The organism is Burkholderia sp. APQ4-4ca, from assembly GCF_057837105.1.
In genome coordinates, this window is the sequence record NZ_JBYQCG010000063.1 from 29572 (window position 1) to 52256 (window position 22685).

Consider the following 22685-nt stretch of genomic DNA (forward strand, 5'->3'; position numbering starts at 1 on the left):
CGCTCAATGGCTCACTTACGATTCTTGCCGAGTGGGACCATCGTTCGTCGGCATGTTCTGCACGACCAGCATCTGCGGGCTCGACAGCGTGATCCCCGCCGCGCGCAACTGCTTGAGGATCTCGAACAGCAGGTCGCTCTTCGTCGAACTCGCGATCCGCGGGCTCGACACGTAGCCCGTCACGCTCAGCGTGATCCCGTCCGGCGCGAGCTGGCTGAACGTCACCGACGGCGCCGGTTTCTCGAGAATCGCCGGGTGCTCGCGATACGCATCGAGCAGCAGGTCGCGCACCTGTTCGGGATCGGTGTTCAGCGGGAACGTCAGCACCAGCGTCGCGACGCCTTGCGTGCTGTTGCCCATCGTCACGTTGCGCACGTTCTGCGAAATCAGCTGCGAATTCGGCACGATCACGGTCGAGCGGTCGCTCAACTGGATCTCGGTCGCGCGCACGTTGATGCGGCGGATGTCGCCTTCGACGCCCGCGATGCTGACCATGTCGCCCACCTTCACCGGGCGCTCGGTCAGCAGGATCAGCCCCGACACGAAGTTCTTCACGATTTCCTGCAGGCCGAAGCCGATACCCACCGACAACGCGCTGACGATCCACGCGAGATTGCTCCACCGGACGCCGAGCAGCCCGAGCGTCATCAGCACGAGCAGCACGTAGCCGACGTTGGTGAACAGCGTGATCAGGGACACGCGCATACCCGTATCCATGCCCAGCGCGGGCATGAACTCGCCGTCGAGCCAGCGGCGCAGCGAGCGCAACAGGTAGAAGCCGATCGCGAAGCCGATCACGGCGTTCATGATCCGGTCGGGCATGATGTTCAGGCTCTGCAGCCGCTGGCTGCCGATCATCGCGACCGCGCTGTCGAGCAGGTCGCCCGGCGTCGTGCCGAAGCCGCCCGTCAGCAGCGCGATCGCCGCGATCAGCATCAGCAGGCTCGTGCCGAAGCCGGACAGGACCGTGCGCGCCTGATCGAGGTGGCGATCTTCGAGTGCGAACAGGTGCTTGATCTGCTGGCCCGTCGACAGGCTCGACGAGAACAGGCTTTCGCTCGCGTCGCGCGTCAACTGGATCAGAATGTAGGTCGCGCACAGCACGATCTCGAACCACACGAGCTCGTACGTGATGAAGCGCGCGACCGTGATGTAGCCGATCAGGAGTGCGATCAACGACGCGACGATCGCGAGCGTGACGCCGGCATGGATCAGGCCCGCGAGCGTCGAGCGCTGCTCGGGCGCCTCGCCGGCCGCCGCGAGCGCGGCGCGTGCGCGGTTCGCGCGCAACAGCGACGCGCCGACCGTCAGCGCGACGACGAGCGATACGATGCCGCGGCCGAACAGCGTGACCGACAGGCTGGTGTCGACGATCCGGTTGATCGATTCGAGCGTGCCCGACACCAGCAGCAGCCCGGCCAGGACGGCGGGGAACGGCTTCATCGCGAGCGCGACGGGATCGGCGAGCGCGGGCAGGCGCCACGACGGATGCTTCGTGCAGAGCAGCGCGCGGCCGAGCCCGGCGATCAATGCGCAGGTCGCGGCGAGCTTCGCGAACTGGTCCCACAGATCGGTCAGCGACGGCGTGAGCTCGTAGTGGCGCGCGACGGCGAGGTAGAGGATCTGAATCGCGATGGCCGTCGCCAGGAAGGTCGACAGCGCGGTCGACAGCGCCAGCGCACTGCGGCGCAGGCGGGTGGGCGGCAGACGGTTCAGCGCGATCCAGGCGAGCCCGCGCTCGATGAGCCGGCGCCCGCCGAGCCATGCGGCGAATGCGGCGATCAGCAGCAGCGTGGTGATCGCCCGTTGCCCGGGCACCCACGACGAACGCAGCATGTCGAACAGTTCGCCGTTGAAATCGTCGAGCCGCTGGCGATCGTCCGGCGACAGGTGAAACAGCGGCAGCCAGAACTGCGCGCTGAAGATGCTGCCCGAACGGAACGCGAGCTGGTTCTTCAGCAGGCTGCGGTGCAGCTTCGCGAACTGCTCGGTCAGGTTCGCGAGGCTCGTCTTCTGGTCGGCGGCCTGCTTCAGCGCGGCGTCGATCTGCGTCTTGCGCGCATCCAGCGTGGCCCGCTGCTTCGCGACGGCGGGCGTTTCCGGCGCGGCGCCGTCGGCCGGCGGCGGCCCGAGCACGTCGAGTTGCGCCTGAACCTGCGCGCGCTGCGGCGTGAGATCGCCCTGCAGTTTCGCGACATCGGTGCTCAGCTCCTGCGCCGAGTCGTCGAGCCCGTCCAGCTCCTTGCTGTTGGACGCGGTCGAGGTCTGCTGCTTGATGCGGTCCAGCTCTGCCTGCATCTGCTTGAGCTGCGCGACGGCGTCGGGCAGCGAGATGGCCGGCACGGTTGCGCCGACGCCGCTCGCGACGGGAGCGGAAGCGGCCGCCGGAAACGCCGATGCGGTCGCGATCGTCGCGAACTGCAGCAGCGCGATCAGCGCGATCCGGCGGGCATACGTGGATAGTCGTTGTATGGACATGGAATACTTACGATTTGCCGACAATGCCGGTTGCCGAAAGGCAGCCGGAAGCCGGTGGTTGGGCCGGTAGCATGTTACCGGGGCGCGGAACCCGTGGTTGTCCCGATTGCGTGCCCTCGTTCACGGCGATTCGGGCGGCGCGCGCCGGCGCGAAACCGCGCGGCAGCCCCGTTGTTGCCGCTCTGCGCGGCCGTGGCGCGGCGCGGCAGGGCCGGGAACGGGCCGCCGACGCGCTTTCCGAACCCGACAGACGGTTACGCAATTTACACAATGTCCGGCGGAAAACGGGGCAGTGAACGGCTTCGGCGGCCGGCGTGGCCGTCCTGCCGGGCGTGCACATGCGTCGAACGGGCGTGCCGGTACAATGCAGCGATTAGCCCGGCGGCGGTTCGGCGAGCCGCCGGAGAACAACGCACGACACGATCAGGAGACACGCCCAAGATGGCCTCAACGGACAGCCTTTCGCAGGCACCTGCCCAATCCTCATCCATCGACCCCGGCTCCATCTCGGCCCGTCTCGACCGTCTGCCGCCGACGCGCAGCGTCTGGAAGCTCGTCGTGTTGCTGAGCCTCGGCTTCTTCTTCGAGCTCTACGACCTGCTCTACAGCGGCTACGTCGCGCCGGGCCTCGTGAAAAGCGGCGTCCTGTCCGCGACGACGCACGGCCTGTTCGGCACCACGGGCGTCGCGAGCTTCATCGCCGCGCTGTTCTCCGGGCTCTTCATCGGCACGATCGCGTGCGGCTTCCTCGCCGACCGGTTCGGCCGCCGCGCGATCTTCACGTGGTCGCTGCTGTGGTACACGGCCGCCAACGTCGTGATGGCGTTCCAGGACACCGCGGCCGGGCTGAACTTCTGGCGCTTCGTCGTCGGTCTCGGCCTCGGCGTCGAGATGGTCACGATCGGCACGTACATCTCCGAACTCGTGCCGAAGCAGATCCGCGGCCGCGCGTTCGCGTGCGAACAGGCGGTGGGGTTCGTCGCGGTGCCGGTGGTCGCGTTCCTTGCTTACCTGCTCGTGCCGCACGCGCCGTTCGGCCTTGACGGCTGGCGCTGGGTCGTGCTGATCGGCGCGCATGGCGCGCTGTTCGTGTGGTGGATTCGACGCGAGCTGCCCGAAAGCCCGCGCTGGCTCGCGCAGCAGGGGCGGGTCGACGAAGCCGACCGCATCATGCGCGCGCTCGAGGCGAAGGTCGAAGCCGAATACGGGCGGCCGCTGCCGCCGCCCGCGCCGGCCGAACCCGTCCCGCCGCGCGGCAGCTTCCGCGACATGTGGGTGCCGCCGTATCGCAGCCGCACGATCATGATGACGATCTTCAACGTGTTCCAGACGGTCGGCTTCTACGGCTTCGCGAACTGGGTGCCGACGCTGCTGATCAAGCAGGGGATCACGATCACGTCGAGCCTGATGTATTCGAGCGTGATCGCGCTCGCGGCGCCGATCGGCCCGCTGATCGGCCTCGTGATCGCCGACCGCTTCGAGCGCAAGTCGGTGATCGTCGCGATGGCGGCGGCGATCGTCGTCTGCGGGCTGCTGTTCAGCCAGACGACGGTGGGCGCGTTCCTGATCGTGCTCGGCATCGGCCTCACGCTCGCGAGCAACATCATGTCGTACAGCTTCCACGCGTACCAGGCCGAGTTGTTTCCGACGTCGATTCGCGCGCGGGCCGTCGGCTTCGTCTATTCGTGGAGCCGCTTCTCGGCGATCTTCTCGTCGTTCGTGATCGCGGCCGTGCTGCGCGGTTTCGGCACGTTCGGCGTGTTCGCGTTCATCGCGGGCGCGATGGCGATCGTGATGGCCGCGATCGGAGGGATGGGGCCGCGCACGAAGGGCATCGCACTCGAAGCCATCTCGAAGTAGTCGGCCGGTGCGCGCGCGTGTCGCACGGTTCGTGCGGCATGCGTGCGACGCGGTTGCGTTTCGACGTGCGGCTTCGTCAAACGATTGGGGATGCGAATCAACCCCGAAGCATGCAAGCCTTCGAACGCGCGTCGAGATATCCCGTCCGACAGCCTGCCACGCAACGCAACCCGATCGGCAACGAGTTGAAACAAAGCGTGACGAAGCGCAATGACACGTAAAAGCGCGCTTCCGGTCGCTGCCGATCCGCGCATCGACGAGTAGAATGAAGGGCCTGACGACTCATTAGCCGCCATCGGAGCGCCCGCGTTGCATCAGCGAACGGCTCCGCCGCGAAGAGGCGTCGGCGCCGGGCGCACACGATGCGCCGGACGTGTCGATGGCTTGCGCGGAAGACGCGCCGCTCGCACCAGCAGCATGCGGCGGCCGGATCGGCCGATGGCTTCGAACGTATGACTCTTGCCTACTTGACGCGGCGCTTTGCGAAGCCGCGTTGCCTCAGCCGTGCAGTCGCCACAGCCGTGTCGCTCGCTGCCGTGGCGTCGATTTCCGCTCTCGCTGAACGTCCCGCCTTTGCTGCGTCCGATGCTCCGTCATCTGCAGCGCAATCGTCCTCTGTTGCGTCGCCCGCATCGGCAGCCTCCCGCACGCAGCCGGCTTCATCTGCGCATGCGGTATCGGGCGCATCTGCCGCCGCGCCGACATCCGCCGCGTCACACGTGAATCACGCGAATCACACGGAACCCGCGAGTGCGGCATCGGGGGCGTCGGCCGCTTCCTCGGCTTCCGCGGCGTCGGCCGCCGCGCCTGCATCGTCCGCGTCCGGCACGCCCGCCAGCGAGGCCGAACCGGCTCCGTCCACCCCGCCGCGCCGTCATCCGCCGCTGTCGGCCGAGGCGGCGCAAAACGCGACGACACGCGCGCTCGACATGCGCAAGCGCTTCACGCAGGAAGTCACGCGGCGCCTGAACGTGCCCGCGAACGAACAGCGCGCGTACGGCGAGCGCCTTCAGAAAGCGCTCGCCGATGCGGATCTCGGCGATCTTGCCGGCGAATACGTCGTGATGGTCGATCGCGCGCCGAACGTGCAGGCGCTGTTCATCTACTTCCGCGCGACGCCGGCCAATGCATGGTTGATGATCGGCGCATCGCCGGTCGGCACGGGGCTGCCGGGCCAGTACGACCATTTCCTGACACCGCTCGGCGTGTTCCATCACTCGCCCGACACGATGGATTTCCGCGCGGAAGGCACGACGAACGAGAACGGCATTCGCGGCTACGGCCGGCGCGACATGCGCATCTACGACTTCGGCTGGGTGGACGGCGAGCGCGGCTGGGGCAAGGGCGGCGTGTCGCCGATGCGCTTCCAGATGCATGCGACCGACCCCGACCGGCTCGAAGCGCTGCTCGGCATCCGGCATTCGAAGGGCTGCGTTCGGATTCCCGCGTCGCTGAACACGTTTCTCGACCAGCACGGCCTGCTCGACGACGACTATCAGGCCCGCGTCGAGGCCGGCAAGTCGTTGTGGGTACTGCGTCGCGATCGCGACATCACGCCGATCGCGGGCCGCTACCTGGTCGTGATCGACAGCGCTCGCAAGACCCGCCCGGCGTGGTCGCCGATACCGGGGCGCGGCGCGTGGTCGAAGCTGCCGAAGGGCGGCGACACGGCGGACTGAGCGCCGGTTCGTCGAGCGCGGCATGCTTGGGATGAGAATAAATCCGTTTTATTGACATTAAGGCGCGCACAACGTCAGCCATGCGGCATGCTTCTGGTATCCGACGGGAACGGTGCACGTGTCGGGCATCGCGTATGCGGATGCGCAGGCCGCGATCGTGACGGCGATTCGCGATGCCGCGCGCGATTTCGGCATCGGCGCGCGCCTGATTCCGAGCATCGACCGCGAGCAGGACCCCGACGAAGCGGTTGCGATTGTCGAGTGAATGAACGCGCATCGCGCGGACGAAGTTGCGGGGCTCGGCATCGATTATCGCGAGAACGACGGGCCGCCCGAACTGTTCTGGAACGCGTACCGCAATGCACGCTCGGCCGGCTTTCGCACGACCGCGCATGCGGGCGAGTTCGGGACGCCGTGGCGCAACGTCGAGACGGCCGTCGACTGCTGCAGGTGGACCGCATCGATCACGGCTATACGATCGTCGACAACCCCGAGCTGTGCGCACGCTATGCGGAGCGCGAGATCGTCTTCACCGTCGTGCCGACGAATTCGTACTATCTGCGCACCGCTCTCGAAATCCGGCAGCGGGTTCGCGCTCGTGATCATGCGGGCGGTGTCTTCGTTGAACGATGGCGCACGTCGGGCGCCGCGCACTTCGGCAACCGCCGGCGTCACGGCATGCTCCTATAATGAGCGCCGACACGAGCACGGCAACAATAAAAACGAGGGCGACCCTTTCGATGGGCAATCGATCATGGCTGTATCTCCAGGCCGGTGACGGCGACGACGCGCGAACGATCGGGTTCGCGGAATCCAACAACCACTTTCCGCTGCTGTGGCGCGTACTGCTGGCCGATGGCGGCGCGGGCGACGCAATCACGGATCAACGCGTGTTCGGCGACGCCGGCACGCCGAATCTCGTGAGCGACGCGCGCGCCGCGCTTGCGCGCATCAGCCGGCTCGCGGCGTTCGTCACCGCGTATCCGCTGCCGGGCGACGATCCGGCGCTCGCGCGCCAGTTCGATGCGCTCGTGCGTCATCTCGGCGAATCGATCGACGCGCTCGGCGATGCGCACGGCGCGCCGCGGCTATCCGCGAACCTCGACGAACTGTCGTGGCTCGACGACGGCGATCCGAACGACTACATCGACGAGGAACGCGATGCCTGCACGCGCCTGTGGTGGCGCGTCGCGAACTGCATGGACTTCCGCGACGTGCGCGGCGTGCGCGACGTACTCGAGATCGACACGCCCGCCGACTGGCGCGACTGGGCGTGGGGTTTCGGGTTCGGCGGGGTGTTGCATCACTATTTCGTCCGTCAGGAACCGCCGCGCCGCGCGACCTATGAAGATCTGTTCGGCGGCGGCGAACTGCATGGCGCCTATCTCGGAAATTGCACGTTCAGCTTTCGCGCGCACAACGGCCTCTGGGGCCTGCGGCGCGAAACCGACGACGCGTGGCACGTCATCGTGCCGCCGGAGTGGACGAATCTGTGGGCCAGCGGCGCACGCGATGAGCGGCTGTTGTGGGCCGCGCGCGACGGAAAGGTCGGCCTGCTGCTTGCCGATGGCGACGACGACGGTGACGGCGTGCGGATCGTGCGCGAACCGGCGTTCGACGCGGTGTGGGATTTCAGCGGCGACGTCGCCTGCGTACGCGTGGGCGAGCGGTTCGGGCTCCTGCGCACGGATGGCGTGTGGGCGCTCGAACCGTTGCTCGACGGTTTCGGCGAATTCACCGGCGGGATGGCGTCCGCGAGCATGGACGGCCGTTGGGGCTTCGTCGATACGCATGGCGCGTGGGCGATTACGCCACGCTTCGACGATGCGCACGAATTCGTGAACCGTACCGTCGCGGCGGTCGCCGAGGGCGGGCGTTGGGGGCTAATCGGGCGCGATGGAAAATGGCGCGCGCAGCCGGAGTGGGCGTCGCTCGAATGGTCGTCGGCGCTGGGCGCTTTCGTCGCCGGGCGCGACGGTCACGTCGGCGTCGTCGATACGAAAGGCCGGGTAATCGTCGAACCGCATTACGCGGAAGTGGCTGCACTAACTGACGGCGACCGCGCGGAAATGTTCGACGAGCTCGGCGCGATCCGCCATATCGTGCGGCGCGACGACGGCCGTTGCGCGATCGTCGACGGGCAGGGCCGCGTGCTCGCGCCGTTCGACTTCGTCAACATGGGTGCGCTGTCGTGGCTGCCCGACGACGAGATGGTGCCGGGCGAGCTGTTCACGCGTTACGCGATCGGCGTTCTGCCGGGCGAGCCGGTGCAGCTGGCGATCTGCGATCTCGAGACGGGCGCGACGATCGCGCAAGGGCGCTACGACGACGTGGCCGGCTTGTTCTGGGGCGCCGACCACGGCTGGCTCGCCAGCGTGCAGGACGACGACGGCCACGACGTGCGCGCGACGGTATTGCGCGCGGACGGCACCGTGCTGCATCCGGCGCGTTACACGCGGATCGGCGACGATGCGCTGTTCGACGACGATCGCGACGACGACGCACCGCATGCGACATCGATGCCGTGGTTCGTTCGCCGTGTCGAGATCGCGCGGCGCTGGAGCATGGACGAACCGGTCCCCGCATTGCGCGACGACGGCGTGCCCGTGTGGCTGTACGCGGATGGGCACGCGACGACGACGCCTCGATAGCCCGGCGCGCAGCCACCCCGATCAGCGAAAGAACCTCAACCAGTCGAACAGGCCCGAATGCTGCGGTGCGCGCCGCTTCGGCGCCGGCGCGCTGCGCGGCCGGAAATCGGGCGAGAACTGCACGTGCGGATCGATCGCCTGCGCACGCAGCGCCGCATCGTAGAACGACCCGACGATCGGCAGCGCGCTGTGCGCGCCCGCGCCCCAGTAGTCGCTGCGCAGCGTCACGCTGCCGTCGTCGAAGCCGACCCACGCGCCGGCCACCAGTTGCGGATGCATCAGGATGAACCAGCCGTCCGTATTGTCCTGCGTCGTGCCGGTCTTGCCCGCGACGTCGATCCGGATTCCGTAGCGCGAGCGGATGTCCGCGCCGGTCCCGTAATCGATGACGCCGCGCATCGCGTCGACGAGCGTCTGCGCGGCGGCCACCGGCAATGCACGTTCCTGCGGCGCGCTGCCGAACGCGGCGAGCACCCGGCCGTCGCGATCCTCGATGCGCGTGATCATCTGCGGCGCGACGTACACGCCGCGGTTCGCGATCGTGCCGTACGCGGACACCATTTCCTTCAGCGTGACGGGGCTCGTGCCGAGCGCGAGCGACGGCACCGCATCGAGCGGGCTGTCGCGCACGCCCATCGCGCGGGCAAGCTGGGCGACCTTCGCGGCGCCTTCGCGCTGCATGACCTGTGCGGTGATGCGGTTGCGCGACAGCGCGAGCGCGTCGCGCAGCGTCATCGGCTCGCCGGTCGGCGGCTCGGCATCGGTCGGATGCCACACGGCGCGGCCGTCGATCGGGATCGCGACGGGGCGGTCGACGAACGTATCGCCCGGCCGCATCCCGTCCGCGAATGCGGCGCCATAGACGAACGGCTTGAACGTCGAACCCGGCTGGCGCCGCGCCTGTACCACGTGATCGAACGGCTCGCTGCCGAAGTCGGGGCTGCCGACCCACGCGCGGATCGCACCGTTGCGCGGATCGATCGCGACGAAGCCGGCTTGCACCTGCGTCTTGCGCGCGCACAGTGCCCGCATGAACTCGCGATTCGCGCCGAGCTGCTTCAGCGCGACCACATCGGTGAGCCCCGTGTCGCGCGCCTGACGATACTCGGGCGTCTGCCGAATGAAGCCGACGAACAGGTCGTTGCGCAGCCCGCAACCGGACGGCCCGCGCCATGCGCCGTCGGCGATCGCCTGCAGCCGTTCGGTCTGCCGCGTCAGCGCCTGCGTCGCCATGCCCTGCAGCCGTGCGTCGAGCGTCGTGCGCACCACGAGGCCGTCCGAGTAGAGATCGTAGTTGTTGCGGTCGGCCCATGCGATCAGCCACTTGCGCAGTTGCACCGCGAAATGCGGCGCGAGGCCCGGCTGCGCCGTCTGCGGTTCGAAGTCGACGCGCAGCGGCCGGCGCTGCAGTTTCACGAGCTGCTGCGGCGACAGCATGCCCATTTGCGCCATTCGGCCGAGCACGATGTTGCGCCGCTGGACCGCGCGTTCCGGATTCAGCACCGGGTTGTAGTAGCTGTTGCCCTTCAGCATCCCGACGAGCGTCGCGCTTTCCGTGATGTCGAGCTGGTCGGCCGACTTGCCGAAGTAGGTGCGCGCGGCCATTTCGACGCCGTACGCGTTGTACAGGAACGGTACGGTGTTCAGGTAGGTTTCGAGGATCTCGTCCTTGCTGTACACCGCTTCGATCTTGAACGCGGTGATCAGCTCCTTCACCTTGCGCGTGAGCGTCGGCGCACGGCCGACTTCGTCGGGATACAGATTGCGCGCGAGCTGCTGCGTGATCGTCGAGCCGCCCTGGCGGTCGCCCGAGAACGTATGCAGCCCGGCCGCGAGCGTGCGGCGCCAGTCGATGCCGTGATGCGCGTAGAAGCGGTGATCCTCGGTCGCGATCAGCGCGTCGACCATGTGCGGCGAGATCTGCTTGAGCGGTACCCATTCGCGGTTCACGGGCCGGAATTCGGCGATCAGCTGGCCGTCGGCCGACAGCACGCGCGCGGGGCGGTCGATGCGCGCCTTGCGGATGTCGCCGATGCTCGGCGTGAACGGAACGAACGCGAGCAGGACCAGCAGGCCCAGCACGGGAATCGCGGCGAGCGTCAGCGCGACGCCGCGCCGGGTCGGACGGCGCAGGCGATGCAGCGCGCCGGCGCCCAGCGCGCGGACGCGCGTGCGGCACGCGGCGGCGAGCGGCGCGACACGGGCGCGGCAACGGAGCCACGCGTTTCGGAGAAACGGCACGAAGCGGTTCAAGGCGGCAGGCGCGCGAATGGAAGACGCGCGATCCTAGCAAACGGAAGCCGCACGCCGGGGCCCGAAACGGCCGTTTGCTTGCAGGATTTACAGACGATTACGTTTGTTGCCCGCCGCCAACCTTTTACCGCGCGCGGGGCCGCGATTCCGCCGACGAAACGACGTCCGCGAGCCGCTGCGCGGCCGCTTCCATCTGCGCGCGGCCGAACCCGCCGAAGCCGAGTACGAGCCCGGCGCGTGCCGTGTCGGGCGCGAACATCGACGACACCGCACGCACCGCGACACCGGCCCGGGCGGCGCGCGCGACCACGTCGAGATCGTCGATGCCTTGCGCGAGCCACAGCACGACGTGCATTCCCTGGTCGCCCGGCTGCACCCACGCGCGCTCGCGCGGCAGCCGCGCGCCGAGCGTGTCGATCAAGAGCGCGCGCTGTTCCGCATAGACGCCGCGCACGCGGCGGATGTGGCGATCGAGATGCCCTTCGGCGATGAACGCGGCGAGCACGTGCTGGTCGGCGGTCGGCGCATGGCGGTCCATCAGCGCGCGCGCGCCGCAGAACGCGGGCACGAGATCGTCGGGGGCGATCACGTAGCCGAGCCGCAGCGACGGAAACAGGATCTTGCTGAAGGTGCCGAGATAGATCACGCGGTCGGGCGCGAGGCCTTGCAGCGACGGGAACGGATAGCCTTCGTAGCGCAACTCGCTGTCGTAGTCGTCTTCGACGACCCATGAGCGGTGCGCGCGCGCCCACGCCAGCAGCGCATTGCGCCGCGCCATGCTCAGCGGCATGCCGAGCGGGTACTGGTGCGATGGCGTGACGAATGCGGCGCGCGCATCGGGGGCGAGCCGGATGCCGGCGTCGACGTCGAGGCCGTCCGCGTCGACCGGCACGCGAACCATCGCATCGCGCCGCCCGGTGCTTTCGAGCAGCGCGGTGATGCCGCGATAGGCCGGATTCTCGACCCACGCGCGGTCGTTTTCGCCGAGCAGCACCTGGCTCGCGAGATACAGCCCCTGCTGCGTGCCGCTCGTGATCACGACCTGGCCGGCGTCGCAGCGCACCGAGCGCGAGCGGCGCACGTAATCGGCGATCGCTTCGCGCAGCGGCAGCGCGCCTTGCGGGTCGGCATAGTCGGACGGCGCGCCGGCGCCGCGGGCGCGCAGGCGATTGCCGAGCCGGCGCCAGATGTCGTCGGGCGCGGTGAGGCCGACCGGCACCGAGATCGCGAACGGCACGGCCGGCAGCGGACTGAATTCGAGGGCGATCCGCGCGAAGGAGGCGGCCGGCTCGGGCAGGCCGTCGCGTACCGGGGGCCGACGGCTGGCAGCGGGAGCGGGTTCATCGACGGGCGGCGGTTCCGCGAGTGCGTTCGCCACCCGCGTGCCCGCGCCGCCGCGCGATTCGAGAAAGCCTTCGGCGATGAGTTGCGCATACGCGTCGACGACGGTGCCGCGCGCCACCTGCAGCGATGCGGCCAGCAGCCGCGTGGAAGGCAGCGTGTCGCCGGGCCGGACGTCGCCGCGGCGCACCGCGTCGCGCAGCGCCTGCGCGAGCTGGCGGCTCAGGTCGCCGGCCGCGCGGTCGAGCGCGCCGAGCGACGGGATTTCGACGATCCGGGCCGTTCTTGCCATGATTCTGGTCTGCTGAAATTGTTTCAAACCGGCTCTACAGGATAAACCAGTTTGGGCTCACAATCGGCGCATGACGGGCCCGCACCCGCCCCATTTCCCACCCGCACGACCGTGGAGCCGACATGTACGTCCCCGCCGATTTCAACGAACCCAACCCCGACGTGCTGCGCGAACTGATCGTGCAGCACCCGTTCGGCAGCCTGATCACGCACGGCAAGAGCGGGCTCGACGCGAACCACCTTCCGTTCGAGCTGATGCCCGACGACGGCGGGCTCGGCGAACTGCACGCGCACGTCGCGCGCGCGAATCCGGTCTGGCAGGACATCGCGGACGGCGACGAGGTGCTCGTGATCTTCCGCGCCGGCGACGCGTACATTTCGCCGAACGGGTATCCGAGCAAGCACGTCGCGCACCGGCAGGTGCCGACGTGGAACTACCGGGTCGTGCATGCGCACGGCCGCATCACGGTGCGCGACGACGAGAAATTCGTGCGCGGCGTGGTCGCGCGGCTGACGCGCACGCATGAGGCGTCGCAGCCGGTGCCGTGGAAGATGGGCGACGCGCCGAAGGACTATATCGATACGATGCTGCAGGCGATCGTCGGGCTGCAGATCGAGATCACGCGACTCGTCGGCAAGCGCAAGCTTGGGCAGAACAAGGCCGAGGCCGATATCCGCGGCGCGGGTGAGGCACTGGTCGCGGACGGGAAGCTCGCGATCGGGGAAGCGATGCTGGCGGAGGCCGACGCGAAGCGCGAATGAACGCGTGACGCGAGCGGGCGCGGCGAGTATCGCGCCCGCCCGCCGCCCAGATCACTGCGTGCGCGTCGAATCCTTCGTCCCTTCCGCCGCCTGCGCCAACGCCCCCCGAATCGCCGCCTCCGTCTTGTCGTACCCGCCCTCGCCATACCGCGTATAGACGATCTTGCCGTTCGCATCGATCAGGTACAGCGCGGGCCAGTACTGGTTGCCGTACGCGCGCCATGTGTCGTAGCGGTTGTCCTGCGCGACCGGATAGCGGATGTCGAAGCGCTTGATCGCATCGGCGACGTTCTTCGCGTCGCGTTCGAACGGATATTCCGGCGTATGCACGCCGACCACGACGAGCCCCTGGTCGCGATATTTCCGATACCAGTCGTTCACGTACGGAATCGTATGAATGCAGTTGATGCACGAGTACGTCCAGAAATCGACGAGCACGACCTTGCCGCGCAACTGGTCGAGCGTCAGCGGCGGGCTGTTGTGCCAGCGGTCGATGCCGGTGAAGCCCGGCGCCGTCATGCCGGCCGGCGACGCCTGCGTGCCCGCGTCGTCGCGGGTGCCGGCGAACGCGGCGAGCCCGGCCGTGGCGGCGAGGGCGATGACGAGGGCGGCGGTCTTGAGTCGGGGCAGCATGGCGTTCTCCTGATCTTTGGGGGCCGCGGCGCGAGCGCGGCGGCCCGACGGGTTTCGACAGGCCCCATTAGGCGGCGCCGACGTATCTGCGATGTGTCCGGCTGGCCGCGGGTGTGCAATGTTGTGTGTCGCCAAGGTGGCGCGATACATTGGGATACAAACGCATGCCCGCCGTGCGGTATAAAAGCGGACATCGCCCGCCCGAACCCCGATACCGACCACGACTCATGGACAAGATCGACCACGTGCTGATCGTCGACGACGATCGCGCGATCCGCGAACTGATCGCGGACTACCTCGAGAAGAACGGCATGCGCGTGTCGCTCGCCGCGAACGGCCGGGAGATGCGCAACGTGCTGGACGACGGCGCGCCCGACCTGATCGTGCTCGACCTGATGCTGCCCGGCGAGGACGGCCTGACGCTGTGCCGCGACCTGCGCGCCGGCAAGTTCCGCACGGTGCCGGTGCTGATGCTCACCGCCCGCGGCGAGGAAACCGACCGCATCATCGGCCTCGAGATGGGCGCCGACGACTACCTGGCCAAGCCGTTCGCGGTGCGCGAACTGCTCGCGCGGATCCGCTCGGTGCTGCGCCGCGCGCGCATGCTGCCGCCCGGCATGCAGGTGACGGAAACGGCCGCGCTGCTCGCGTTCGGCGAATGGCAGCTCGACACGACCGGACGCCACCTGCTCGATGCCGAAGGCACGCTGGTCGCGCTGAGCGGCGCCGAATACCGGCTGCTGCGCGTGTTCCTCGACAACCCGCAGCGCGTGCTGACGCGCGACCAGTTGCTGAATCTCACGCAAGGGCGGCAGTCCGACCCGTTCGACCGCTCGATCGACCTGCTCGTGAGCCGGCTGCGCCAGCGCCTGCGCGACGGCGCGCGCGAACCGCGCTACATCAAGACGCTGCGCAACGAGGGCTACGTGTTCTCGTCGACCGTCACCGCCGTCGACGGTACGCCATGAGCGCGCGCACGCCGTGGCACTGGCCGCGTTCGCTGTTCGCGCGGCTCGCGCTGATCCTGTGCGTGGGCCTCGCGCTCGCGCAGACGCTGTCGTTCTGGCTCACCGTGACCGAGCGCGACCAGGCGACCACGAACCTGATGATGGGCTACATCGAGCGCGAGGTGGCCAGCTCGGTCGCGCTGCTCGACCATCTGCCGCCGGCGGAGCGGGCCGCGTGGCTGCCGCGTCTCGCACGGCGCAGCTATGCGTTCATCCTCGGGCCGGGCCAAACCGGCACGCCGCCGGAAGCGCGGCTGTCGGCGCGCGTCGAGCGCTCGATCTCGGACGGCATCGGCGGCGACTACCCGCTGACCGCGAATTCGATCCCCGGCGACCGCGAACATCTGCAGGTGCATCTGCGGCTGACCGACGGTTCGCCGCTGACGATCGACATCCACCCGATGTCGACGGTGCCGCTGTCGGGCTGGCTGCCGGCCGTGCTCGTGGTGCAGCTCGCGGTGCTGGCCGCATGCTGCTGGCTCGCGGTGCGGCTCGCGACGCGGCCGCTCAAGCAGCTCGCGCAGGCCGCGGACGCGCTCGGCCCCGACCTGAAGGGCGAACGGCTGAGCGAAGGCGGGCCGTCGGAAGTCGCGCGCGCCGCGCGGGCATTCAACGCGATGCAGGACCGCATCGCGCAGTACATGGCCGAGCGCATGCAGATCCTCGCGTCGATCTCGCACGATCTGCAGACGCCGATCACGCGGATGCGGCTGCGCGTCGACGTGATGGACGACGACGCGCAGGGCGCGAAGCTGCGCCAGGACCTGCTGGAGATGGAGCATCTGGTGAAGGAGGGCGTCGCGTATGCGCGCACGCTGCACGGCACGGAGGAAGCCGCGCGCCGCATCGATCTCGATGCGCTGCTCGACAGCATCGTGTACGACTACACGGATGCGGGGCAGGACGTCGCGCTGCACAGCCATGCGCCGCTCGCGCTCGTCACGCGGCCGAAGGCGCTGCGCCGCATCGTCGGCAACCTGGTGGACAACGCGCTGAAGTTCGCGGGCGCGGCCGAGATCGACGTGCAGGCGGCGCCGGACGGCGGCGCGGTGATCGCCGTGCTCGACCGTGGGCCCGGCATTCCGGACGATCAGCTCGACGCGGTGTTCGAGCCGTTCCGGCGCGTGGAGACATCGCGCAATCGCGACACGGGCGGCACGGGGCTCGGTCTCGCGATCGCGCGGCAACTCGCGCTCGCGATGGGCGGCACGCTCACGCTGAACAACCGGCCGGACGGCGGTGGGCTCGAAGCGCGGCTCACGCTGAGGCACGCGGGGTGATGCGACGCGGCGTATGAGCGCCGCGGTGTCAGGCGCGCGCCGAAGCGTGCGATGTGTGGGATATGTGCGATGTGTGCGACTTCACACGCGTTGCAGATGTGCGTCGACGAGCGGCGCGAGCGCTTCCGCGTGCACGGCCGCGAGATCGTGCCGGCCGCCCGGCACGACATGCAGTTGCGCATCGGGCAGCCGTTCGAGCAGGCGCCGGCCGGCCGCGACCGGGCTGAGCGGATCGTCGTCGCCCCACAGCAGCAGCGTCGGCTGCGCGATACGGCCGATGTCTTGCGACAGGTCCGCGCGAAACGTGATGAACCAGTCGGGCAACCGCGGGTTCGCTTCGGCGAAACCGGCGCGCCAGTCCTGCGCGCCGAGCCCGGCCATGTCGAGTCCGCCGGACGTGACCGTCAGCACGAGATGCGTGACGAGATCCGGCTTGTCGAGCGCCGCGCGCATCGCGATCACGCCGCCCATCGATTGCGCGATCACGGCGGTCGGCCGATCGATGCTGGCGAGCACATGACGCACGAGGCTGTCGAAATCGTCGACCGCCGGGTCGCGCGGCGTGTCGCCGAAGCCCGGATACGCGACGATCCGCCGCTCGGCCGGATGCGTGAGCATGCCGGCCAGCGGCTGCCAGAACGCGGTGCTGCCCGATGCGCCGGGCAGGAAGAGCAGTTGGGACGGGACGGGCATGACGTTTCGTGTTCCTGTGATTGAAAAGCGAAGGGGGTGACCGGGCGCTGCGCGCGGGTCAGCAGCGGCCGGTGCGCAGCGCGACGGCCCAGTCGTCGCGTCCGCGCGACGCCGCGATCGCGGCGGCCGTGTGCCAGTCGTATTCGACCGCATGGAATTCGACGTTCCAGCCGGCCGCGGTGCGCGACACCATCGCGTAGCGCGCATGCGGCGAGCCCGTCTCGATCCGGTGCGGATGCGGCAGATCGTCCGCGTACGCCTGCAGCCCGACGCTGCCCGGATTGACGATCAGCCGGCCGTCGTCGAGCTTCGCGGTGCGCGGCATGTGCGTGTGGCCGCACAGGATCAGCGAGGCCGCCGTGTCGCCCGCGCGCCGCGCGACTTCGTCGGGCGTGGCCGCGCGGCAGCCGTCGGGCGTGACCGTTTCGAGGAAATAGACGAGGTCGCTGGCCGGCGTGCCGTGCACCATCAGCACGTCGCCGTCGAGCGTCAGGCGTTCGGGCAGCGCGGCAAGCCACGTGCGGTGGTCGGCGCGCAGCGTGTCGTGCGCCCAACGATCCGACAGCCCCATCGCGCCGCGCTCGCGCGTCAGCAGTTGCCGTTCGTGATTGCCCTTGATGGTCGGCAGATCGAGCGCGATCAGGCGATCGGCCGTCTCGGCCGGATGGAGCGCGCCCGACAGGACGTCGCCGAGATTGACGATCACGTCGGCGCCGCGGCGGCGGACGTCGTCGAGCACCGCGTCGAGCGCGGCGAGGTTGCCGTGGATGTCGGACAGCGCGGCGATTTTCATGGCGGCAAGGCGGTGAGGGGAACGGCGATTGTCGCCAATTCGGCGCGGGCCGTCCAATTGCGTCACGGCATCGGTGCGGGATGGGCGGCGCAGGCGCGGGGCGCGTCAGTCGGTCGCGAGCCGTGCGTACATCGCGAAATCGCCCGGCGCGCCGCGCACCATCTTGTAGGCGCGCAGCAGCCCTTCGTAGCGGTAGCCGCACTTCTGCAACACGCGCGCGGAGCTCGCGTTGCCGGTCAGCACGACGGCCTGCATGCGGATGAAGCCGCCTTCGGCGAACGCCCACGCGGTGACGGCGTCGCACACCGCGCTCGCGATGCCGCGCCCCCAGTGCGACGGCGCGAGGTCGTACGCAATCTCCGCCGAGCGGTTCACGGTGGACACCGTATGCAGCCCGACCGTCCCGACGAGTGCGCCCGATGCGGTGTCGACGATCGCGAGACGCCGGATCGAATCCGGATCGGCCGATTCGATGTGGTCGAACACTGGCAGCAGATCGTCGGGCGAGCGCAGGTTCCAGCTCGTGTGGCGGAAAACGTCGGGATTCGACAGATACGCGTACCACGCGTCGAGATCCGCGCGTTCGAGTTGCCTGAGCGACAGGCCGGGGAAGCCGGCGCGCGGCGGCGCGGCGATTTTCATGGAGCCCGGCGCCTATGCGGCATGGCGCCGGTACAGCGCGAGCGAACCGGCGAGCGCGAGCAGCATCGCGCCGCACGTGCGTTCGAGCCACAGCGCGCCCGAGCGCTTCAGCAGCCGCACCGCGCGTGCGCCGAGCAGTGCGTAGCCGAACATCACGACGCCGTCGAGCAGCGCGAAGGTGACCGCGCCGATCAGCACGAAGTCGGACAGCATCGCGCCCGCGAAACCGTAGGCGGCCCGGCGCACGCCGTAGCGCGAGCCGTTGGTCAGCGCGAGCAGCACGGTCGGGCCGGGTGTCGCGATGCCGACGAACGCGACGGCGGCGAAGATCAGCAGGGTCGTTTCGTGCACGAAGAAGCTCTCCCGCTGGACGGCGCGCAGCCGATTATCTTCCGCGTCGCCTCGCGCTGTACAGGCGCGGCAGCCGCGCTTCCGACCGCTCGCCGACTATCTCGATTTTGACAAGAAACTGTTGCCATTATTCCGCTTTGGAACGGAACCGGTTCCAACTACCATACCGGCCGCAGCGGGGCATGCCCGCTGCCTCGTCGCGCGCGGACGTCGTCGACCCCGCTCCGCCAGCGTATGTCGGCGTCCGCGCGCGCTACTCGCCATAGCCAGAACAACGGGTTCACCGCCCGGAGACAACCAACCATGAACAAGCAACTGATCGCAGCGCCGCTGCTGCTCTCGCTCGCGGGTGTCGCCGCCGCGCAAAGCTCCGTCACGCTGTACGGCATCGTCGACGCGGGCGTGACCTATCGCAGCAACGAACGGGTCGGCTCGGCGGGCGCGTACACCGGGCATTCGAACGTCGGGCTCACGACCGGCAACCTCTCCGGCAGCCGCTGGGGCATCAAGGGTGCCGAGGATCTCGGCGGCGGAATGCGCGCGCTGTTCGTCCTCGAGAACGGCTTCGACATCACCAACGGCACGTCGGGCCAGGGCGGCCGCCAATTCGGCCGGCAGGCGTTCGTCGGCGTCGGCAGCGACCGCTACGGCACGATCACGCTCGGCCGTCAGTACACGTCGCTCGACGATTTCGTGAGCCCGGTCGGTCCGTCGTCGTTCATCGGCGGCTTCGGCGCGCACCCGGGCGACATCGACGATCTCGACCAGACCGCGCGCGTCGACAGCGCGATCAAGTACACGAGCGCGAACTACTCGGGCTTCACGTTCGGCGCGCTGTACGGCTTCGGCGGCCAGCCGGGCAGCATGAAGCGGCGCAACACGTGGAGCGTGGGCGCCGCGTACGCAGCCGGGCCGCTGCGCGTGGGCGTCGGCTACGAGCGCTCGGACAACAGCAAGACGGGCGCGACCGACCCGACGGCAGGCAAGTGGCAGAGCACCGACGACGGGCTGTTCAACTCGTCGATCAACGAAGGCTACGCGAGCGCGCAGTCGCAGCAGGTGATCGCGACCGGCGCGACGTACGACTTCGGCCCGGCCGTCGTCGGCGTGAACTACAGCAACGTGCAGTACCGCGGCGGCGGCCAGTCGCTGTTCTCCGGCCATGCGACCTTCAACGTCGCGGGCGTGTTCACGCGCTGGAACGTGCAGCCGCAGACGCAACTGTTCGCCGGCTACAGCTACACGCGCGGCAGCGACGTCGACGGCATCGACAACCGCGCGCAGTATCACAACGTCACGCTCGGGGCGGTCTACGACTTGTCGAAGCGCACCAGCGTGTACCTGCTCGGCGCGTATCAGCATGCGTCCGGCACGACGCTCGGCGCGCTCGGCCGGCCGGTGGCCGCGACCGCGTCGGTGTCCGACAAGGCGAACGGCCATTCGTCCGACTCGCGCTCGCAGGCGATCGTGAGCCTGGGGCTGCGCCAGAAGTTCTGACGCGGCGATCGTTGCGCGTGCAACGGGGCCCGCAGCTGCCGCGGGCGTCGTTGCGGGATGCTCGCCTGCAACCGACGATGCCCCCGTTCCATGGGCAACGCGTGATCGACGTCGTCGATGCGCTGCCGAAATACGTCGACGGCCGGGACGGCCCGACGTTCGCCCTGACGCGCTGAACGAGCGCCGCCGTGTGCCGGCCCAGCCGGCGCGCGGCTGTTCCCGCCGCATTCCTCCTTTCCCTCCCGCTTTCCCTTTCGTGCGCGACATCGCGAACGGCCGAGCGCGCCGAATAATATTTTCTCCTTTCATTTTAATTTCTATTTGTAATAATCCAAAAGAATTCCGGGATGAAAAGGCAATACGGCATATCAGAAAAAATGACGTATCTGCATTGGATGAACCGGAAGAAAATGCCGGCGAATGCGCCGAACCAGCACGGCTGGCAGGCCGTACTGGCGTGGGTTCGTCGATTTTTCAATCGTTGACGAAAAAGCGCCGGACGGCAAAAGGCGTGGAGTGAATAATTCGGAGGAGCGACGAATGCGCATTTGCCGGAATCACCAATATTTCATGCGCCGCGATTTACAGTGTCGACCATTGTTCGTCTGGGAGCATTATTCATGTCAATGAAACAAATCCGCGCGGCGTTGCTGGGAATGTGCATGGCGTTGCTGGCGCCGGCAAGCCACGCGCAGGCGCAATACTCGACCGACTGGCTCGCGAACACGTACGGCACGCTGGCCTCGCACGTCGGCAACGGCGCGCGCTCGATGTGGGTCGCGCCCGAAGGCGTGATCTACACGGCGTCGCGCTGGGACGAGAACGCGGGCGGGGTCGCGATCTATCAGAACGGCCAGCCGCTCGGCACGATCGGCATCCACGACGAATTCCAGGGCGGCGCGATCACCGGCAATTCGACGTCGCTGTTCGTCGCGCTCGGCTACAACCGCACGTTCGGCAGCGGCTCGGTGGGCCGCTACAACCGCAGCACGAACCAGCGCGACCTGCGCATTCCGGTCAGCACGTGGACGGGCATCCAGTATGCGGACGTGATCACGGGCCTCGCGACGGCCGGCAACCTGCTGTACGTGAGCGACTTCTACGGCAACCGCGTGCGCGTCTATACGACCGACGGCGTGTGGCAGCGCGACATCGGCGTCACGGGCCCCGGCGCGCTGGCGCTCGATGCGGCCGGCAACCTGTGGGTCGCGCGCAAGAGCGCGGGCGTCGTCGCGCAGTTCAGCGCGAGCGGTGCGGCGATGAACACGCTCCAGATGGCGGCCGGCGCGCGGCCGGCGTCGCTGTACTTCGATGCGTCGATGGGCCGGTTGATGGTGGGCGACGAAGGGCCCGACATGAACATCAAGGTGTACGGCGGGCTGCCCGGAATGCCGGTGCAGGTCGGCACGTTCGGCGTGCAGGGCGGCTATCTCGACACGACGACGGGCATCAAGGGGCAGGTCGGCGACAAGCGCTTCACGCGCGTCGCGGCGCTCGGCAAGGATGCGGGCGGCAACCTGTACGTGCTGAACAACGCGTGGGGCGGCGGCTGGGATCTCGGCCGCAACGGCAGCACCGATCTGCATTCGTACAGCCCGGTCGGCACGCTGCAATGGAAGCTGCAGGCGCTGAACTTCGAGGGCATCGCCGCGCCCGACCCCGCGACCGACGGCGCGTTGTTCTTCAGCGGCAACAACGTGTATACGGGCACCGCGGGCGGCACGTTCGTCGCGAACACGGTCGACCCGTTCACCTATCCGAAAGACCCGCGCCTCGACATGAACGACTACCAGCGCGGCCAACACTTCGGCCAGCTCGTGACGGTCGGCGGCAACCGGATCCTCGTCGCGTCGGGGCAGAACCCCGGCAACTTCAACTTCTATTACTTCAACGCCGCGAGCGGCTATATCGCGATTCCGGCCGGCTCGCTGCCTGGCAAGCCGTTCAACACGACACTGCAGGTGACGGCCGGCTTCGACATCGACGGCAACGGCGACGTGTGGGCCGGACTGAACGGCTCCAACGTGATCACGCGCTACCCGATGACGGGCTTCGACGCGACCGGAAAGCCGTCGTGGGGCAAGCCGGTGACGACGGCCGTGCCGAGCAGCGTGGCGCCCGTGACGCGCATCCTCTATCAGGCCGACAGCGACACGATGATCCTCGCGCAGGGCCTCGCGGGCAACTGGGACTGGACCGCGATGAACGGGCACATCGAGGTCTATCGCGGCTGGAAGAACGGCAACACGAGCACGCCGAACCCGGTGATCAACCTGACGAGCGCGAACCCGAAATCGATCGCGGCGGCCGGCCACTACCTGTTCGTCGGCTATGTGCACACAGTGCCGAACATCGACATCTTCGACCTGAACACCGGTGCGCTCGTCGCGACGCTGACGAACTCGAACGCGTCGTCGATGGACGTCGGCAACGACGTCGACTCGATGTACGGCGTGCAGGCGTACCTGCGCTCG

Annotated in this window: 17 protein-coding genes and 1 pseudogene; 10 read left to right on the top strand and 8 right to left on the bottom strand. The window is 68.5% G+C overall.

All coding sequences use genetic code 11. The features are described from left to right. Positions 1-15: 15 nt before the first annotated feature. The gene (locus AC3IFE_RS04165) at positions 16-2478 is read right to left on the bottom strand and encodes a DUF3772 domain-containing protein (protein WP_489189690.1); all 2463 of its coding nucleotides are present in this window, start codon (positions 2476-2478) and stop codon (positions 16-18) included. Between the two features lie 441 nt (positions 2479-2919). Between AC3IFE_RS04165 and AC3IFE_RS04170 the strand changes: the two genes are divergently transcribed. The 4 genes and pseudogenes from AC3IFE_RS04170 (at position 2920) to AC3IFE_RS04185 (ending at position 8668) form a co-directional block, all read left to right on the top strand. Further along, the gene (locus AC3IFE_RS04170) at positions 2920-4338 is read left to right on the top strand and encodes an MFS transporter (protein WP_489189691.1); all 1419 of its coding nucleotides are present in this window, start codon (positions 2920-2922) and stop codon (positions 4336-4338) included. 362 nt (positions 4339-4700) lie between these two features. Then, on the top strand, positions 4701-6017 hold the full coding sequence (locus AC3IFE_RS04175; protein ID WP_489189692.1) for a hypothetical protein: 1317 nt from the start codon (positions 4701-4703) through the stop codon (positions 6015-6017). Positions 6018-6081: 64 nt separating this feature from the next. Further along, positions 6082-6584: pseudogene (locus tag AC3IFE_RS04180) on the top strand (adenosine deaminase family protein); the annotation flags it as partial. Positions 6585-6757: 173 nt separating this feature from the next. Continuing rightward, complete coding sequence (locus tag AC3IFE_RS04185; RefSeq protein WP_489189693.1) at positions 6758-8668, top strand: WG repeat-containing protein; 1911 nt, start codon at positions 6758-6760, stop codon at positions 8666-8668. 21 nt (positions 8669-8689) lie between these two features. Here the strand turns inward: AC3IFE_RS04185 and AC3IFE_RS04190 are convergent, their stop codons facing one another. Together AC3IFE_RS04190 and pdxR are read right to left on the bottom strand one after the other, a co-directional pair. Beyond that, complete coding sequence (locus AC3IFE_RS04190; protein ID WP_489189694.1) at positions 8690-10921, bottom strand: penicillin-binding protein 1A; 2232 nt, start codon at positions 10919-10921, stop codon at positions 8690-8692. A gap of 124 nt (positions 10922-11045) precedes the next feature. Continuing rightward, positions 11046-12554 carry a MocR-like pyridoxine biosynthesis transcription factor PdxR gene (pdxR, locus tag AC3IFE_RS04195; RefSeq protein WP_489189695.1) on the bottom strand — a complete coding sequence of 503 codons (1509 nt, stop codon included), beginning with the start codon at positions 12552-12554 and terminating at the stop codon, positions 11046-11048. 122 nt (positions 12555-12676) lie between these two features. Here pdxR and AC3IFE_RS04200 point away from each other — a divergent pair, with 122 nt between their 5' ends. Next, positions 12677-13315, top strand: a complete 639-nt coding sequence (locus AC3IFE_RS04200; RefSeq protein ID WP_089470517.1) for an FMN-binding negative transcriptional regulator — start codon at positions 12677-12679, stop codon at positions 13313-13315. A gap of 51 nt (positions 13316-13366) precedes the next feature. On the opposite strand, the gene AC3IFE_RS04205 is transcribed toward AC3IFE_RS04200, so the two are convergent. Continuing rightward, positions 13367-13948 carry a thioredoxin family protein gene (locus tag AC3IFE_RS04205; protein WP_089470516.1) on the bottom strand — a complete coding sequence of 194 codons (582 nt, stop codon included), beginning with the start codon at positions 13946-13948 and terminating at the stop codon, positions 13367-13369. Positions 13949-14175: 227 nt separating this feature from the next. Between AC3IFE_RS04205 and AC3IFE_RS04210 the strand changes: the two genes are divergently transcribed. Together AC3IFE_RS04210 and AC3IFE_RS04215 are read left to right on the top strand one after the other, a co-directional pair. Then, positions 14176-14916 carry a response regulator gene (locus tag AC3IFE_RS04210; RefSeq protein WP_050016245.1) on the top strand — a complete coding sequence of 247 codons (741 nt, stop codon included), beginning with the start codon at positions 14176-14178 and terminating at the stop codon, positions 14914-14916. Next, positions 14913-16235 (top strand): ATP-binding protein, encoded by a 1323-nt coding sequence (locus AC3IFE_RS04215; RefSeq protein ID WP_089470515.1) that lies wholly within the window; start codon positions 14913-14915, stop codon positions 16233-16235. Before AC3IFE_RS04210 ends, AC3IFE_RS04215 begins: the two co-directional genes overlap by 4 nt. Positions 16236-16316: 81 nt before the next feature. Here the strand turns inward: AC3IFE_RS04215 and AC3IFE_RS04220 are convergent, their stop codons facing one another. From AC3IFE_RS04220 to AC3IFE_RS04235, 4 genes are all read right to left on the bottom strand, one after another. After that, on the bottom strand, positions 16317-16928 hold the full coding sequence (locus tag AC3IFE_RS04220; protein ID WP_089470514.1) for an alpha/beta fold hydrolase: 612 nt from the start codon (positions 16926-16928) through the stop codon (positions 16317-16319). A gap of 58 nt (positions 16929-16986) precedes the next feature. Next, positions 16987-17721: a metallophosphoesterase family protein gene (locus AC3IFE_RS04225; RefSeq protein WP_489189696.1), complete on the bottom strand. Its 735-nt coding sequence runs from the start codon at positions 17719-17721 to the stop codon at positions 16987-16989. A gap of 105 nt (positions 17722-17826) precedes the next feature. Next, on the bottom strand, positions 17827-18363 hold the full coding sequence (locus AC3IFE_RS04230) for a GNAT family N-acetyltransferase (protein ID WP_489189697.1): 537 nt from the start codon (positions 18361-18363) through the stop codon (positions 17827-17829). 12 nt (positions 18364-18375) lie between these two features. Further along, positions 18376-18714, bottom strand: a complete 339-nt coding sequence (locus AC3IFE_RS04235) for a hypothetical protein (protein ID WP_489189698.1) — start codon at positions 18712-18714, stop codon at positions 18376-18378. Positions 18715-19017: 303 nt separating this feature from the next. Between AC3IFE_RS04235 and AC3IFE_RS04240 the strand changes: the two genes are divergently transcribed. The 3 genes from AC3IFE_RS04240 to AC3IFE_RS04250 form a co-directional block, all read left to right on the top strand. Further along, on the top strand, positions 19018-20211 hold the full coding sequence (locus AC3IFE_RS04240) for a porin (RefSeq protein WP_489189699.1): 1194 nt from the start codon (positions 19018-19020) through the stop codon (positions 20209-20211). 190 nt (positions 20212-20401) lie between these two features. Next, complete coding sequence (locus AC3IFE_RS04245) at positions 20402-20731, top strand: hypothetical protein (RefSeq protein ID WP_489189700.1); 330 nt, start codon at positions 20402-20404, stop codon at positions 20729-20731. A gap of 100 nt (positions 20732-20831) precedes the next feature. After that, positions 20832-22685: NHL repeat-containing protein (locus tag AC3IFE_RS04250; RefSeq protein WP_489189701.1), on the top strand; the 1854-nt coding region annotated here is incomplete at its 3' end.

Excerpts from the sequence above, each read along its gene's own strand:
- AC3IFE_RS04205 (WP_089470516.1), bottom strand. The coding sequence starts at position 13,948 with ATGCTGCCCCGACTCAAGACCGCCGCCCTCGTCATCGCCCTCGCCGCC.
- AC3IFE_RS04230 (WP_489189697.1), bottom strand. The coding sequence starts at position 18,363 with ATGAAAATCGCCGCGCCGCCGCGCGCCGGCTTCCCCGGCCTGTCGCTC.
- AC3IFE_RS04215 (WP_089470515.1), top strand. The coding sequence starts at position 14,913 with ATGAGCGCGCGCACGCCGTGGCACTGGCCGCGTTCGCTGTTCGCGCGG.
- AC3IFE_RS04220 (WP_089470514.1), bottom strand. The coding sequence starts at position 16,928 with ATGCCCGTCCCGTCCCAACTGCTCTTCCTGCCCGGCGCATCGGGCAGC.
- AC3IFE_RS04240 (WP_489189699.1), top strand. The coding sequence starts at position 19,018 with ATGAACAAGCAACTGATCGCAGCGCCGCTGCTGCTCTCGCTCGCGGGT.
- AC3IFE_RS04170 (WP_489189691.1), top strand. The coding sequence starts at position 2,920 with ATGGCCTCAACGGACAGCCTTTCGCAGGCACCTGCCCAATCCTCATCC.
- AC3IFE_RS04175 (WP_489189692.1), top strand. The coding sequence starts at position 4,701 with ATGCGCCGGACGTGTCGATGGCTTGCGCGGAAGACGCGCCGCTCGCAC.
- AC3IFE_RS04225 (WP_489189696.1), bottom strand. The coding sequence starts at position 17,721 with ATGAAAATCGCCGCGCTGTCCGACATCCACGGCAACCTCGCCGCGCTC.
- pdxR (WP_489189695.1), bottom strand. The coding sequence starts at position 12,554 with ATGGCAAGAACGGCCCGGATCGTCGAAATCCCGTCGCTCGGCGCGCTC.
- AC3IFE_RS04210 (WP_050016245.1), top strand. The coding sequence starts at position 14,176 with ATGGACAAGATCGACCACGTGCTGATCGTCGACGACGATCGCGCGATC.
- AC3IFE_RS04165 (WP_489189690.1), bottom strand. The coding sequence starts at position 2,478 with ATGTCCATACAACGACTATCCACGTATGCCCGCCGGATCGCGCTGATC.
- AC3IFE_RS04185 (WP_489189693.1), top strand. The coding sequence starts at position 6,758 with ATGGGCAATCGATCATGGCTGTATCTCCAGGCCGGTGACGGCGACGAC.
- AC3IFE_RS04200 (WP_089470517.1), top strand. The coding sequence starts at position 12,677 with ATGTACGTCCCCGCCGATTTCAACGAACCCAACCCCGACGTGCTGCGC.